The 15131-nt window shown below is 70.9% G+C and carries 11 protein-coding genes; 2 read left to right on the top strand and 9 right to left on the bottom strand.

The features are described 5' to 3' along the window. Nucleotides 1-437: 437 nt before the first annotated feature. Nucleotides 438-614, bottom strand: coding sequence for a hypothetical protein (locus tag RWH45_RS00005; protein WP_315992893.1), 177 nt, complete (start codon nt 612-614; stop codon nt 438-440). 120 nt (nt 615-734) lie between these two features. Further along, nucleotides 735-2189, bottom strand: coding sequence for a 30S ribosomal protein S1 (gene rpsA / locus RWH45_RS00010; protein WP_315992894.1), 1455 nt, complete (start codon nt 2187-2189; stop codon nt 735-737). A gap of 537 nt (nt 2190-2726) precedes the next feature. Here rpsA and RWH45_RS00015 point away from each other — a divergent pair. Then, entirely contained in the window at nt 2727-3668 is a 942-nt protein-coding gene (locus tag RWH45_RS00015; protein ID WP_315992895.1) for an aggregation-promoting factor C-terminal-like domain-containing protein, read from the top strand. Nucleotides 3669-3696: 28 nt separating this feature from the next. Here the strand turns inward: RWH45_RS00015 and RWH45_RS00020 are convergent, their stop codons facing one another. Next, nucleotides 3697-6657 carry a DEAD/DEAH box helicase family protein gene (locus RWH45_RS00020; RefSeq protein WP_315992896.1) on the bottom strand — a complete coding sequence of 987 codons (2961 nt, stop codon included), beginning with the start codon at nt 6655-6657 and terminating at the stop codon, nt 3697-3699. A 64-nt stretch (nt 6658-6721) separates the two neighbouring features. Between RWH45_RS00020 and RWH45_RS00025 the strand changes: the two genes are divergently transcribed. Then, the gene (locus tag RWH45_RS00025; RefSeq protein ID WP_315992897.1) at nt 6722-7840 is read left to right on the top strand and encodes a hypothetical protein; all 1119 of its coding nucleotides are present in this window, start codon (nt 6722-6724) and stop codon (nt 7838-7840) included. 9 nt (nt 7841-7849) lie between these two features. Here the strand turns inward: RWH45_RS00025 and RWH45_RS00030 are convergent, their stop codons facing one another. The 6 genes from RWH45_RS00030 to RWH45_RS00055 form a co-directional block, all read right to left on the bottom strand. Beyond that, nucleotides 7850-9547, bottom strand: coding sequence for an ABC1 kinase family protein (locus RWH45_RS00030; protein WP_315992898.1), 1698 nt, complete (start codon nt 9545-9547; stop codon nt 7850-7852). Between the two features lie 53 nt (nt 9548-9600). Next, nucleotides 9601-10179, bottom strand: coding sequence for a PadR family transcriptional regulator (locus RWH45_RS00035; RefSeq protein WP_315992899.1), 579 nt, complete (start codon nt 10177-10179; stop codon nt 9601-9603). Nucleotides 10180-10269: 90 nt separating this feature from the next. After that, entirely contained in the window at nt 10270-11178 is a 909-nt protein-coding gene (locus RWH45_RS00040) for an aggregation-promoting factor C-terminal-like domain-containing protein (RefSeq protein ID WP_315992900.1), read from the bottom strand. 413 nt (nt 11179-11591) lie between these two features. Next, on the bottom strand, nt 11592-13271 hold the full coding sequence (gene pgi, locus RWH45_RS00045; protein WP_315992901.1) for a glucose-6-phosphate isomerase: 1680 nt from the start codon (nt 13269-13271) through the stop codon (nt 11592-11594). Nucleotides 13272-13334: 63 nt separating this feature from the next. Beyond that, complete coding sequence (locus tag RWH45_RS00050) at nt 13335-14051, bottom strand: NUDIX hydrolase (RefSeq protein ID WP_315992902.1); 717 nt, start codon at nt 14049-14051, stop codon at nt 13335-13337. Nucleotides 14052-14081: 30 nt separating this feature from the next. After that, on the bottom strand, nt 14082-15101 hold the full coding sequence (locus tag RWH45_RS00055) for a G5 domain-containing protein (protein ID WP_315992903.1): 1020 nt from the start codon (nt 15099-15101) through the stop codon (nt 14082-14084). Between the last annotated feature and the right edge of the window lie 30 nt (nt 15102-15131).

Below are 15131 nucleotides of genomic sequence, written 5' to 3' on the forward strand. Positions count from 1 at the left end.
TCCGAAGATCAACGAGGAATAAATTGGCATTTGACAAGTGCACGCTGTTGAGTTCTCAAGGAACGGACGCACCCACAGAAACAGTCACCTAGACCTACCCGTGAGGCAGTTCACTACCTTCACTGACCCGAACTCCGAAACCACAGTGGGACCTCACGAAGAGGTCAACCTCGGGTGCCGGCTCGCAGGCCAGAACCAAACCCTACACCATCCGGTGGAGGATTTGGGATGTTCACCGCTTGAGAGGACGCGGGGCCTTTCGGCCGCTCCGCTCTCCCCTGTGGGGCGAACAAGTAATAAGTTACGCCGGATCGACCACGCCGTCGAATCGACACCCCGCCCCGGGCGTGTCGTTGCCGCTTTTTCCCTCGATCATCAGGAAAAACCTTGAGATACGCCGGGACTTCGGTCCGAACGGGATCGAGGGTGTCCCGCGATCACGCAGCGAGATGCAGGACGGCCGGCGCGCCCGCGGCGGCATCCATCGAACCGCCGGTGAACTCGATGCCGCCGAAGAACATCGCGCCGATGACGAGAGCGAAGACGAACAGGATCGCGAGGAAGAGCACGGCGACGCCGGCGAGGGTGATCAAGAGCGGAAGTCGAGAAGCCATGACCCCATCCTGCCGTCGGCGGGACCATCGGGCCCGGGGCTTGCGGACGGCCCGGGAAGGTCCCCGCAACGACCGAAGGCCGGCACCCCAGAGGGGTACCGGCCTTCGATGCGGGACGGATCAGCGACCGGAGAGCTTCTCGCGAAGCGCAGCCAGCGACTCGTCGTCGGCGAGGGTGCCCTGGGCGGGCGACTCCGACGAGAAGGACCCACCGAACGAACCGGAGTCCGTCGGGTTGGCCGCCTCGGCCTCGATGGCCTTCGCGACAGCGGCCTTGTGGGCCTCCCAGCGACCCTGGGCAGCGGCGTACTCCTGCTCCCACTGCTCGCGCTGAGCGTCGAAGCCCTCGAGCCAGGCACCCGACTCGGGGTCGAAGCCCTCGGGGTACTTGTACTCGCCGCGCTCGTCGTACTCGGTGGCCATGCCGTACAGCGCGGGGTCGAACTCGGTGCCGTTGGGGTCGACCGACTCGTTGGCCTGCTTGAGCGACAGCGAGATGCGGCGACGCTCGAGGTCGATGTCGATGATCTTGACGAAGACCTCTTCGCCGACCGACACGACCTGCTCGGCGAGCTCGACGTGCTTGCCCGACAGCTCGGAGATGTGCACGAGGCCCTCGATGCCGTCGGCCACGCGGACGAACGCACCGAACGGAACGAGCTTGGTGACCTTGCCCGGCGCGATCTGACCGATCGCGTGGGTACGGGCGAACACCTGCCACGGGTCTTCCTGCGTCGCCTTGAGCGAGAGCGACACGCGCTCACGGTCGAGGTCGACCTCAAGGATCTCGACGGTGACCTCCTGGCCCACCTCGACGACCTCGGAGGCGTGCTCGATGTGCTTCCAGGAGAGCTCGGAGACGTGGACGAGACCGTCGACGCCGCCGAGGTCGACGAACGCACCGAAGTTGACGATCGACGAGACCGTGCCCTTGCGGACCTGGCCCTTGTGCAGGTTGTTGAGGAACGTGGTGCGCGACTCGGACTGCGTCTGCTCGAGCAGGGCGCGGCGCGAGAGCACGACGTTGTTGCGGTTCTTGTCGAGCTCGAGGATCTTGGCCTCGATCTCCTGGCCGAGGTACGGCGTCAGGTCGCGGACGCGACGCAGCTCGATGAGCGACGCCGGGAGGAAGCCGCGGAGGCCGATGTCGACGATGAGACCACCCTTGACGACCTCGATCACGGAACCGGTGACGACACCGTCGTTCTCCTTGATCTTCTCGACGTCGCCCCACGCGCGCTCGTACTGCGCGCGCTTCTTGGACAGGATGAGGCGGCCTTCCTTGTCCTCCTTCTGGAGGACGAGGGCCTCGACGTGGTCGCCGACGTTGACGACCTCGTTGGGGTCGACGTCGTGCTTGATCGAGAGCTCGCGGGAGGGGATGACGCCTTCGGTCTTGTATCCGACGTCGAGGAGGACCTCGTCGCGGTCGATCTTGACCACGGTGCCCTCGATGAGGTCGCCGTCGTTGAAGAACTTGAGCGTCTTCTCGACAGCGGCCAGGAAGTCTTCGGCCGAGCCGATGTCGTTGATCGCGACCTGCTTGGTAGCGGGAGCGGTCGTTGCGGTAGTCATGTAGTGGGTTGTCCTAGTTGGGTGGGTGTCGGGCTCCGACTCCTGCGCCCGTCGGTCCGGCGGACCGGGGCCGTCGGCATCCGCACGCCCGAGGGCGAACGCATGCCACGAGTCGAAGCGAAGCGGATTTGTTCGTGCGATGTCACGGGCCCGCCCGACGAATCGGGTGAAGCCCCACGAGTGACACTCCAGTCTAGCGCACGCTCCCGCCACCGCGGAGACGGCCTCGGCGCCGCACGTATTCGACGTCGCCCGTCGAGGCTTCCGGAGCGCCGCGTGACGACCCGGCGGAGGGGAAGCACATCGGCGATTCGCCTCGGATCGGCGCTTTTCGCGGGGGCATCGGAGGGTTTGCGCCCAGGTGCCGTCCAGATTGGCGTGCCAGGCTCCCGGTTTCGTGCCCGCCGAACGCGGGTCGGACGGTGACACCCGCACCGCCCTCCCTCACGTGAAACCGGTTCTATGCGCTCTGATTCGACGTCCCTCACCAATCGTCGCTCCCGTCGCCAAGCCGCCCGCCGCTCCCGCCGTCGTCCTGTGACGACCGCGGGCGCTCTGGTGCTCGGCGTCGTCGCGGCCGCGGCCCTCACCGGCACGGTGCCCGCCGCCACGGCCTCTCCGGCCGATCTGTCGACCGCGACTTTCTCGCTCGCATCGACCACCACCCCCACCGCTCTCTCCGCCGCCCGAGGACCGGAAGCCCAGGAGGCACGCGCCGCGACCACCGCCGCGACCGCCTCGATGCAGGCCGTCACGTCGGTGCAGAACGACATCGCCGCGTCGGGCCTGGACATCGGCCAGCCCGCCGACGTCGACACCGCTGCGCTCGAGAAGGCGACCGAGCGTCTCGAGGCGGCATCCGCTCTTCCCGACACCTTCCTTCCGAACCTCTCCGACGACGTGACAGCGGCGACCACCGCCGTCGACCAGCGCGTCGCCGAGCTGCGCGGCGGCCTCGACGCCGCCGTGGCGAAGAAGGCCGAAGAGGAGGCCGCCGAGAAGGCCCGCCAGGAGGCCGAGGCGGCTGCTGCGGCGAAGGCCGCCGCAGAGAAGGCCGCGGCCGAGGAGGCCGCCTCGAACAGCGGCAGCGGCTCCGGCGGCTCCGGCAGTGGGAGCAGCGGCGGCGGCTCGTCGTGGACTCCCCCGGCGTCCGGCGGCGGCTCGGGCGACAACAGCCCGGGCGGTGCTCAGGCGACCGCGCGCGGCATGCTCGCCGGCTACGGCTGGGGCGACGACCAGTTCTCGTGCCTCGTCTCGCTGTGGAACAAGGAGTCGGGCTGGAACTACCAGGCCTACAACTCCGGCAGCGGCGCCTTCGGCATCCCCCAGGCTCTGCCCGGAAGCAAGATGTCGTCCGCCGGTGCCGACTGGGCCTCCAACGCGGGTACGCAGATCGCGTGGGGTCTCGGCTACATCTCGGGTCGCTACGGCAGCCCGTGCGGCGCCTGGGGCCACTCGCAGTCGGTCGGCTGGTACTGAGCTGAGCGGTGACCGGCTCGCGAACCGGTCACCGCCATTGCCACATCGAGCGCGTCGCGCCGGAGAACCCTCCGGCGCGGCGCGCTTCGCTCATCAGCGCGAGGTTCTCGGGGCCGGAGAACTCGTGAAGCACCGCCGGTCCGACGTGCACCTGCCAGGCACCGTGGAACCGCACGGCGTCGTCGCGACGGCGGCCGATGGCATCCGGGACCGAGAGGAACTGGCGCGCTCGGCCCCGGCCCGCGTGCTCCAGGACCCGGCGCACCCACCACGACCCTTCCCCGCGGTCGATCTCCAGAACGAAACGGGGCGAGCGGACGGGTCCGCACAGCTGCTCGACGGCGTGGGCGAAGGTGCGCTGATCATCGAGTCCGGCCTGCGGCATCCGGACCTCGACGCGGATCCCGTCGCCGCCTGCACCCGTGACCTCGACCGTCGGCGAGGTGGGGCGGGCGGCGACCCTGCCGCTCTCGGACAGCGCGGTCCACACCACCCTCGCGATGCGCGTGAGGGTGGCCGGGGCGTCGCGGCTCTGCCGTCGCGTGCGACGCCAGGCACGGCCGAACGAGACGGACAGGAGCACCCCCGTCACGGCCGCGACCGCGGCGAGCGGAGCACCCACCGCCGTCGGCAGGAAGAACGCCAGCACGACGACGGCGGCCGGCAGCGCCACGGAGCCTCCGAGCCAGCGGCCCAGCACGCGAGTGGCGTCGACGGAGGTCGAGAAGGCCGGAGCGCGATGCGGGCGTTCGACGACCACAGCGGCCTCCTCCGTGTCCGCGTAGGGGGTGCCGACGCGCCACGCGGCGCGGGTGTCGGCGCGTGGAGGGACGCCGACGAGGGCATCGACGGCACGAACGGACGAGCCGGGGTCCTTCGCGAGGACGGCGTCGAGAGCCACGCGACGATCGCGATCGAGCGCCGCACCGAGACCGCGCACGACGGAGCCGGGACGATCGGCGTCGAGACCCCAGAGACGGGCGTGCTTGCGACGGAGGCGGGCGGCATCCGGTTGCGCGGAAAGAGAGGACGTGGGCGGCAGGATCGCGGTGATGGTCCAGTTGTGGGCCACTTTTTCCGGCCACTGCGGGTCGAGGCGCAAGGTGCGTCCGCGCAGCTGCTGCGTCGCGGACGCCGTCGCCACCGCGGTGAGGTCGACGAGCGTGTTGACCGCGGGGCAGTCCCAGCCTTCGCCGAAGAGTCCGCGCGTTCCCACCACCACCTCGATCTCTCCCGCGGCGAGCAGGCGCGACGCCGCGCCGGTGACCCCGGTTCCCGTCGTCCCGCGCACCTCGACAGCGGACGGGTCGTCGGCGCAGGCGATGGTCTCGAGCTCGGCGCCGAGCTCGCGGGTGAGGGCGGGAAGGATGACGGGCGCGTGGCGGGTGGAGACGCGCACGGTCGAGGACGTGATGAGGACCGCCCGCAACGCGGCGGTGGCGGCATCCGTCGAGAGGACGGAGAAGGTGCGCACCGCTCCGGCGGACCCGAGCAGGCCGCCGTGCACGTTCCCGTGCGTGACGAAGTCGGTCACGACGAGGGCGCGCAGACGGTCGCCGAGCTGCGCACGCTCGACGGCGAGGATGTCGCAGGCGCCGCGATCCTTGGCGAGAGACGAGGCCAGCACGGTGTCGATGGGGTCGCGGGTGCGCCGCACGCCGCGGTCGGTGAGGGCGTAACCGAAATCGGCGAGAAGGCGGCGCAGACGTCTCCAGTCGGCCTGACGATCGGGGTCGGGAAGCACCCGATCGAGGGCGTAGCGGCCGAGCAGACGCACGGTCTCGTCGGTGGTGGGTGCCCGACGGGCCACCGCGGGGAGCCTCGCCACCAGGGGATCGTCGGGGGCGATCTCCGAGAACATCGCCGCGGCGGCTTCGGCTCGCGCGAAGTCCGCCGAGAACGCCTCGGCCAGGCCCCGGTCGATCCGAGCGAGGTCGGCGCCCACGGACGTCGAGGTGCGGACATCACGCGGTGCCGACGGCGGAGCGAGCGGATCGGCGATGGGGGCGGTGGCAGCGGCGGGCGGCTGCAGCGCGTCGCGGAGGTATTCGCGTCCCGCTCCGACCGCGAACGTCGTGCGCAGCGCCTCGTCGAGGGCCGCGGCGTGCGCGGAGAGGAAGGCGAGTTCCTCGTCGGTCGGCTCGACCGCGTGCACCAGCTCGCGATAGGGAGCGAGATCGCCCTCGCGCACGACCGCGGGCACGGGCACCTCGAGGTCGACCTCTCCGAGGAGGGACACGTAGTTGTCGTACTCGTTCGCGTCGTCGGGGGACGGCAGCGTCGCCGTCAGGCCCACCACGAGCGGCTCCCGGCCCTCCGCGCGGATCCGGGCGACGAGAGCCGCCACGACGAGAGCCCAGTGGTCGAGGAGGTGGTGGCACTCGTCGAGCACGATCGTCTCGACACCGGCCTCGACGAGGCGGTCCATGAGGTCACGGGCGCGCGGGTGCAGCGCCGACGTGAGGGCGGCGGCATCCTGCCGGGCGAGCGTGCGCCGCACGGACCGTGACCGGGAGCGGATGCCACGCCGGTACGCCGCGGGATTCTTCTCGTTCAGGGCGTCGAGCCAGTCGTGCGCCTGATCGGGCGTGCGCTCGTCGCCGACGAGTTCGTCGGCCCACCGCGCGCGGGCGAGGGCGGTGAACGGCTGGGCGGTGTCGAGCACGCTCACCGCCTGATACGTCAGGGCAGTGAGGTCGGCGGGCCGGAACGGGTCGTCGGAGACGGTCGCCTCGTCGTGGGCGAGTCCCCGGGCGGCCGCGACCCACTGGGCGCGGATGGCCGTGGTGGGCGCGAACACCACCGCGGGGCGACCGCGACGTGCGGCGAGAAGAAGCCCCAGAAGCGTCTTCCCGGCTCCGGGAGGGGCGACCAGATGGACGGGCCCGCCGGAATCCACGTCCACACGGTCGAGGGCGTCCGCCTGGTAGGCGCGCAGCGTACCGTCGAAGCGCCACGCCGACAGAGGACGGCGCGGTTCGGTCGACACCGCGCCAGTCTAGGGAGGCGTCCGGCGCTCACCGGCGGACCGACACCCCCGGAAAGGACGACGCGTGGATCTTCGCTGGCTGGACGCGCCCGCCGAGGAGGTCGCCGCCGCGCTCGCGGTCGCGGGCGACCGCCCTCGTCCGTCGTGGGTGCCGACGCGCCGTCAGGTGCTGCTGCATGTCAACAACGCCCTCGTGCTGTGGTTCGCCTCGATCGCGCTCGTCAGCATCGGCGTGCAGGTGGACGGCGTGCAGGACGGCCGGGTCACCGGGAACGACGTCGTCGCCTTCGTCGTGGTGCTCGGCGTGCTCGCGGTATGGCTCGTCGGGACGTTCTTGCTCTGGCGCTGGGCGCAGCGGCCGGTCGCGACGCGCACGCGACTGCGCCATGCGCGGCGGGACCTCACCGCCCTCGCGAACGGCTTCTTCCCCCGCCCGAGCGCGGCCGCCACGTTCTCGTCGCTCGTCACGGACCACAGCGTGGGTGTGCGCGAACATCCGCGTTTCGCCAGCCGCGACACCGAGTTCGGGACCGTGCGCGCCCGCGCGTCCCGTGCCCGGGCCTGGCAGTACGTGAGTGTGCGCCTCGCCTCGGCCGTGCCCCACCTCGTCCTCGATTCCCGGACGAACGGTCGCGGCGGTGAGCTGCCGGCATCCATCGACCGCGGCCAGCGTCTGCGACTTGAGGGGGACTTCGACCGCTCGTTCCACACCTACGCCCCGTCGGGGTACGGACCCGATGCGCTCTATGTGCTGACGCCGGACGTGATGGCGGCACTGGTGGACCACTCCCCCGGGTTCGATGTCGAGATGCGCGACGACCGCCTCGTCTTCTTCCGCGGGGCCGACGCCGACTACACGACCGCCGCGGACTGGGAACGGGTGGATGCCGTGCTCCGCCACGTCGTCCCGCGGATCGCCGCGCACGCCGAAAGCTACGTCGACGAGCGCGTGCGTGGCCAGGGGGCCGTGGAGCGCGTCGCCCGCACGCGAGATGCCGACGCATGGCGCCCGCCGCATCCGCTCATCGCCGCGGACGGTCGGAGACTGCAGGCCCGGACCCCGCAGACGGGACTCGGCCCCGTCGTGGCGCGGATCGCCTGGTTCGTCTTCCGCGGCGCGCTCTACCTGGTTCCGCTGGTCTTCGCCTTCGCCGGATTCATGTCGATCGTCGACGGTCGATGACCGCCCGGCTCACAGGCCGTTGCGACGGGCGATGACGCCGGCGAGCAGCGAGTGCGAGAGCGGGGCGATCGAGGCGATCATCAGGAGCGTGCCGAACACGGCCTGCTCGGCCTGCAACAGGATGCCGCCGATCAGCAGGCCGGTGAACAGCACGGCCGACACCACCCGGCGCACCATGCGTTCGAGCTCGCGCACACGACGTTCGATGCGGGGCGTCTGCACCGACACCGACCCGTCCTCGAAACGCTCGATGAGGTTGTCGACACGGCGCGGGAGACGCGCGGTGACTCCGGCGACCGCTCCCACCTCGCGCACGAACGCCTGCACGGTGTTCCCGCTCTCCTCGCGGATCAGGCGCTGGGCGTAGGGCTCGACGGCGTCCCAGATGTTGAAGGCGGGGTCGAGGGCGCTGCACATGCCGCTAGTGAGCGACATGGCGCGCACGATCAGCAGGAAATTCTCGGGGAGCTGGAAGGGCAGCGCGCGCACGACATCGCCGAACTCAAGCGCGAAAGCGCGGAACTCCCGGGGGTCGACCTCCTGCAGTTCGGCGAAGCCCATGCCGCCGAACCGCGAGAACAGCTGCGTCATCGCGCGCTCGAGCTGCACGGTGTCGGCGGAGGGCAGCAGCACGCCGACGTCGCGGATGCCGTCGACCAGCCCCTTGCCGTCGCGCGAGGCCGCGGCGATGAGCACGCGACGAAGGCCGCGGCGCAGACCCGGGGGCACCTCCCCCATCATCCCGAAATCGATGAAGGTGAAGCGCCAGGCCGGTGTGCCGGCGGCGGTCGTACCCCCGGTCGGGGTGACGAACACGTTGCCCGGGTGGGGGTCGGCGTGGAAGAAACCGTCGTCGAAGAGCTGGTCGAACATGACGGCGGCGAAGCGGGCGGCGACCTCGACGGGGTCGATCCCCGCGGCGCGGAGCGCATCGACGTCGTTGATCTTGATGGCGGTGACGTCCTGCAGGGTGAGGACGCGCCGCGTCGTGCGCTCCCACACGACCTCCGGCACCGCCACCCCCTCTTCGCCACCGAAATCCGCGGCGAAGCGCTCGGAGTTGGCCGCCTCGTGCAGGTAGTCGATCTCCTCGAGGCTCGTCACCGCGAACTCCTCGACGAGCGAGGGCATGTCGACGCGGTCCCGCACGAGGGAGACTTTGCTGAGCCACACGCCGACCTTGCGCAGGGCACGCAGGTCGACGTCGACGATGCGGTCGATCCCGGGCCGCTGGATCTTCAGGACCACGGCTCGCAGGCCGGTCTCGTCCGCGAGGGAGTCGGTCAGGACAGCACGATGGGCCTGACCGAGCGACGCCGCCGCGAGGGGACGCTCGTCGACCGAGGTGAAGGCGCGCTCCAGCGGCATCCCGAGTTCTGCTTCGGCGCGAGCGCGCATCTGCGCGAACGGGACCGCGGGCACCTCGTCTTGCAGCCCCTCGAGCTCCTTCGTGATCTCGGGGGGCAGGACGTCGAGGCGCGACGACATGAACTGGCCGACCTTGATCATGAGGCCGCCGAGGTCGACCGCGAGCACGTGGAAGCGCTGCGCGATGCGCTGGAGCCGACGGGTGCGGCCCCGGGCGGAGATCCACCCGAGGCCGAACCGCGGCAGGAACAGCTCGTACCACCACGCCTGGACGAGATAGCGCGCAGCGAACCGCGTGATGCGGCGGTAGCGGGCCTTCATGAGGGCGTCGTCGGTCATCGATCCTCCTGGATGCCGACGTGCGCCCCGCACGCGTCGAGCTCGGGCAAGCCTCAGCCCTGGGCGAGGATGGAGTAGAGCTTACGACGGGCCTCGTCGAGGATCTCGACCGCTTGCGCGACCTGCTCCTTGTCGCCCGTGCGCGCGACCTGCGCCGCTGCCTGGGCGAGCTCGACGCCCGCCTTGGGCAGCGCCGTCATGCGACCGCTGTCGCGCGAGGTCGCGGACTCCCAGGGCGCGGTGCGCTCGGTCGTCTCGTCTCCCGCGGCCGCGCGGCCCTCGGGCGTGAGCGAGTAGGTCTTGCGCCCGTTCGACTCCTCGGACTGCACGAGGCCCTCGTCGGTGAGCAGCTGCAGGGTGGGGTACACCGAGCCGGGGCTCGGCTTCCACGATCCGCCGCTGCGGTCCTCGATCTCGCGGATGATCTGGTAGCCGTGCATCGGCTGCTCGAGCAGCAACGACAGCACCGCGGAGCGCACGTCGCCCTTGTTCATGCGCGGCGACGAGCTGGTCTTCTGCTCGAACTGCGTCCGCAGCTGCTCGAGACCCTCGAGGATGTTGGACATCGGCCACCCGGGGGTGTTGTTGCCGCCGCGTCCGCCGAACGCGTCTCCCAGGAATGAACCACTCATGACGACCTCCTTCGCGCGGACCCGATCTGAGTCAGCGATACATAACGATATATCGCTGAGTGGCCTCGCGGGCGGTCGTGCGGGGAATTCTCAGTACCAGTTCACGGCCTGCGAGTGGCTCCACGCGCTGCAGGGAGTGCCGTAGCCGCGCGAGATGTAATCGAGCCCCCACGCGATCTGCGTCGCCGCATTGGTCTGCCAATCGGCGCCGAAGCTCGCCATCTTGCTCCCCGGCAGGGCCTGCGGGATACCGGTGGCCCCACCGTCGTTGTTGTAGGCCTGGTAGTTCCAGCCCGACTCCTTGGTCCACAACGACGCCAGGCACGAGAACTGGTCGCTCCCCCACCCGTACTTCTCCGCGGCGAGCTGCGCGGCGTACGCCTTGGCGCCGTCCGGCGTGTTCACGCGGGCGAGGGCCTCGGCGGCCTCCTGCTGCCGCTGCGCCTCCGCGGCGGCAGCGGCTTCGGCCTGGCGCTGCGCCTCGGCAGCCGCGTCGGCGGCGGCCTTCTCGGCCTTGGCCTGGTCGAGGCTCGTGCGCACCTCGGCGACTCGCGCGGTGACACGGTCGGCCTCGGTCTGGGCGTTCTGACTGAGCGCGGGCACGAGGAGCACGGGGAGGAGGTCGCGGGAACCGAGGCGGTCGACGGCGTCGCTGAGCGCTGCGGTGTCGACGGTGGCGTCACCGATCGACAGGGGCAGACCGGTTGCGGCGACGTCGGCCTGCACGGCGTCGGCGTCGGTCAGGGCCGCCTGCGCGTCGCCGAGAGCCGTGTCGGCGCCGACGGTCACGGCATCCAGCGTCGGGGCCGACGAGACCGGCAGAGCGGAACCGGGCGACGCGAAGGATGCGGCCGAAGCATCCGGCAGCGACACGGGAGCGGCGACCGCGAGTCCGGTCGTGGCGACGAGGCCGAGAGCCAGACCGGCGCAGGTGGCGGCGGTGACGAGGGTGCGACGGGCGCGGTTGACGTGGACGAGCTTCAAATCGGAACGCAGCAAAGAAGGAACTTTCGTCGGGGGCACGCTCGTCGGGATCGAGCGCGGGCTCGTGTCGTCGGGTCGACACAAGTCCCCGAGTGTGGGGGCCGGTTCTGAGCGTTATCTCTTCGTTACCTGAATGGACCGTGGGAGCGCGGGTTCTCCCGATGCGCCGACGGTGCCCGCGGACGCAGCGCGATGAACCCCGGTGGAGCGGAGGCGCGCCGGTGCCCGCTTCCTGCCTCTGATCAGGTGTATCTCTGAAAGCCTCCAGCCGCCGAGCGCGAAGAGGCGCGACGCCGCCGATGGGCCTGCATCAATCCGCCAGCGGGCCGCCGGAAAAGTCGCGAAAAACTTCCCGAACGGCCCGCTGTAGCGGAGCGAACCGCTGCCGTCGGCCGGGCGCGGGCCCGCACGGCCGCGCCGGGCGCGCGTCAGCTGCGGTGGACGCGGTAGTAGTCGAGCAGCGAGCGCGTCGATGCGTCCTGTGCGGCGAGGGCGTCGTCGTCGCCCTCGATCGCCGGTGCGATCTGCAGGGCGAGCTGCTTGCCGAGCTCGACGCCCCACTGGTCGAACGAATTGATGCCCCAGATCGTGCCCTGCGTGAAGACGATGTGCTCGTACAGCGCGATCAGCTGCCCCAGCACGGAGGGCGTCAGGGCGGGGGCGAAGATCGAGGTCGTGGGCCGGTTGCCCGGGAAGGTGCGTGCGGCCACGAGCGCACCGGTGGTGCCCTCGGCCTCGACCTCCTCGGCCGTCTTGCCGAAGGCCAAGGCCTTGGTCTGGGCCAGGAAGTTCGCGAGGAACAGCCCGTGCACGTCGCGTCCGTCGTCGGCGAGGGGGTACGCCGGGTTGACGAAGGCGATGAAGTCGGCGGGGATCAGACGCGTTCCCTGGTGGATCAACTGATAGAACGCGTGCTGACCATTGGTACCCGGCTCACCCCAGAACACCTCGCCGGTGTCGGTGGTGACCGGCGAGCCGTCCCAGCGCACGGACTTGCCGTTCGACTCCATCGTGAGCTGCTGCAGGTACGCCGCGAAGCGGTGGAGCTGCTGCGCGTAGGGAAGCACGGCGTGCGACTGCGCGCCGAGGAAGTTGGTGTACCAGACGTTGAGCAGACCCATGAGGACCGGCACGTTCTCGGCGAGGGGCGTGGATGCCACGTGCTCGTCGACGAGGTGGAACCCCGCGAGGAGCTCGCGGAAGGTGTCGGGGCCGAGGGCGATCGCGAGCGACAGACCGATGGCCGAATCGACGGAGTAGCGTCCGCCCACCCAGTCCCAGAATCCGAAGGCGTTGGCGGGGTCGATGCCGAAGGCGGCGACCTTGTCGAGAGCGGTGGACACCGCGACGAAGTGGTGCGCCACGGCGTCGGTGCGGGCGGTATCCGTGTCGTCGATCGCGCCGGCCGCCGCGAGCGTCTCCCAGAGCCAGTCGCGCGCCAGGCGCGCGTTGGTGAGCGTCTCGAGGGTGGTGAACGTCTTGCTCGCCACGATGAACAGCGTCGTCTCGGGGTTGAGGTCGGCGGTCTTCTGGGCGATGTCGGTGGGGTCGATGTTGGACACGAATCGGGCGTGGATGCCGGCGTCGGCGTACGGAAGCAGGGCCTCGTAGACCATGACCGGGCCGAGGTCGCTGCCACCGATGCCGATGTTGACCACGTGCGTGACCTTCTTGCCGGTGACGCCGCGCCACTGGCCCGAGCGGACGCGGTCGGCGAAGGCGCCGAGGCGGTCGAGCACCTCGTGCACGTCGTGGTCGACCTGCTGGCCGTCGACGACCAGGGCGGGCTCGGCCCCTGCAGGGCGGCGGAGGGCCGTGTGCAGCACGGCGCGGTCTTCGCTGGTGTTGAGGTGCGCCCCGCGCAGCATGTCGGCGAAGCGCTCGCGCACGCCGGTCTCGTCGGCCAGCGACAGGAGGGCGTCGAGCACCTCGGCGGTGACGAGGTTCTTCGACAGGTCGACGTGCAGATCACCCATCGTGCGCGACAGGGTACGGGCCCGGTCGTCGTCGGCGGCGAACCAGCCGCGCAGGTCGGGCTGGAACTCGTCGCGCAGGGCGGAGAGGCGGGACCAGGCGGCGGTGGTGGTGGGGTCGATAGGCGCAGTCACGGATCCCACGCTAGCGACCCGCGCGGCCCCGCACAGCGAGGATGACGAATGCAGGGGAAGGCGCTACGACGCGGCGGGGTGGGGAGGAGGGGTGAGGCTCACGGTCGGCAGCGCGATCTCGCGCCCGGCATCCCAGGTCTCGGTCCATCCGAGACGGTCGAACAGCCCGTCCAGCAGCATCGCGGTGAACCCCCACACGATCTGCGGGCCCCCCGCGGTGTCGACGGCGAATGCGGGGCCGCGCCATTCCCGCCCGTCACGACGGATCACCGTCGAGCCCCGCCGCGCCGGGTCGAGGAGATCGGCGACGGGAGCACGGAAGACCGCGGCGGATTCCGCCCGATCGACCGCGTGCACGGGAGTCGGCCGCGCCCACCAGGCGAGCACCGGGGTCACCTCGTGCTGGGAGAACGCCAGAGGGACGGGCGCAAGCGTGCCCAGCACCTGCACGCCCGCCGGGTCGAGTCCGGTCTCCTCGCGCGCTTCGCGCAGCGCCGCGCTCACGGCATCCTCGTCGTCCGGGTCGACGCGGCCTCCGGGGAAGGCGACCTGGCCCGGGTGGGCACGAAGGGTGCTCGCACGGGCGAGGAGGAGCACGTCCAGGTCGCTCGGCACGTGAGCGGCCCGACGTCTGCTCGGGATGCCGTCGAGCACCCCGAACAGGATGAGCACGGCGGCGGCCCGGGCCTCCCCCTCGACCGGCGACGCGCGCAGAGCCGGGGAGATGTCGCCGAGGCCACGCGCGAGGAGGTCTTCGAGCTGGGCGCGGGGCGAGGGCATACGTCGAGGCTACCGAGCGTGACTCCCCCCTCAGCCGTTACAGGCCCAGCCGTCTCCGTCGCGGTCGAGGTCGTACACGTCCGGCCCGACCACGCGAGCGATCCCGTCGAAGTACGACGGGCCGTTGCCCTTCCCTCCCGCGCAGTCGACGTCGGAGTCGATCGGCACACAGGCGTCCGCATAGCTCGGGTGGCATCCGTCGGACCCGGGCAGCTCGGCGGCGGGCGGGGGCGGGTCGTAGGTGCCGACGACGGAGACCTCGGTGACCGCCTCCCGGGTCACGGACTCCCGCAGGAGGGAGCGGGAGGTCTCGACTCCGTCCACCGTCGTCACCCGGAAGACCGACACCTTCTCGCCATCCGCACCGGCGACGTCGATGCGCGATTGCCCACGCGGCAGACCGTTGTCCTCGACCGACGTCCGGCCGAAAGGGATCGCGGATGCCACCGCCACCTCGGAGACGCGCGTCACCGGAGTCGGTGTCGGCTTCGGGGTCGGAGTCGGCGTCGGAGTCGGAGTCGGCTTCGCAGTCGCTCGGGGGGTTGCGGAGGCCTGCGCCGGAGGGACGGAGGACGTCGGCTCTGCGATCGGTGCCGAGGACGAGCGCGGTTCATCGACCGGCTGAAGAAGCGGGGCGGGTTCCGCGACAGTGACCGTCATCGGGGCGGACGTCAGGGCGACGACTGCCAGACCTCCCGTCCCCGCGACGACGAAGGCCGCCACGACGATGGCGGCGACCGCCGCTCCTGTCGAGCCGAAGCGCAGCCACGTCCGAGACCGGGTAGCGATCGCGACCACCCCGGTCACGACGACCGCCAGGGCCGCGACTCCCAGGAGCGGCCACAGCGCGAGGAGGACGGGGAAGGCCAGAACGACGACCAGGACCCAGACCCAGGTCGGGACGCGGCGCTTCCTCGGCGCGGCGGCGAGGGGCGACGTCTGCTGCCGCCCTCCCTCGCCGACCTGGTCCGTCCAGACGACGCCATCCCACCAGCGCCATCGCCGCTGGTCGGTAGGGTCCGGATACCAGCCGGGCTGCGGTTCGCTCATCGTCTCTCCCCCGCCGGCCCGCGCATCGTC

Origin of the sequence: Microbacterium galbum (assembly GCF_032464915.1) — a bacterium.
In the GTDB taxonomy this organism is placed as follows: Bacteria; Actinomycetota; Actinomycetes; order Actinomycetales; family Microbacteriaceae; genus Microbacterium; species Microbacterium galbum.

Bases quoted from the DNA above. Each gene is read 5' to 3' on its own strand.
- RWH45_RS00005 (WP_315992893.1), bottom strand. From the start codon at position 614: ATGGCTTCTCGACTTCCGCTCTTGATCACCCTCGCCGGCGTCGCCGTG.
- rpsA (WP_315992894.1), bottom strand. From the start codon at position 2,189: ATGACTACCGCAACGACCGCTCCCGCTACCAAGCAGGTCGCGATCAAC.
- RWH45_RS00030 (WP_315992898.1), bottom strand. From the start codon at position 9,547: ATGACCGACGACGCCCTCATGAAGGCCCGCTACCGCCGCATCACGCGG.
- RWH45_RS00035 (WP_315992899.1), bottom strand. From the start codon at position 10,179: ATGAGTGGTTCATTCCTGGGAGACGCGTTCGGCGGACGCGGCGGCAAC.
- RWH45_RS00050 (WP_315992902.1), bottom strand. From the start codon at position 14,051: ATGCCCTCGCCCCGCGCCCAGCTCGAAGACCTCCTCGCGCGTGGCCTC.
- RWH45_RS00055 (WP_315992903.1), bottom strand. From the start codon at position 15,101: ATGAGCGAACCGCAGCCCGGCTGGTATCCGGACCCTACCGACCAGCGG.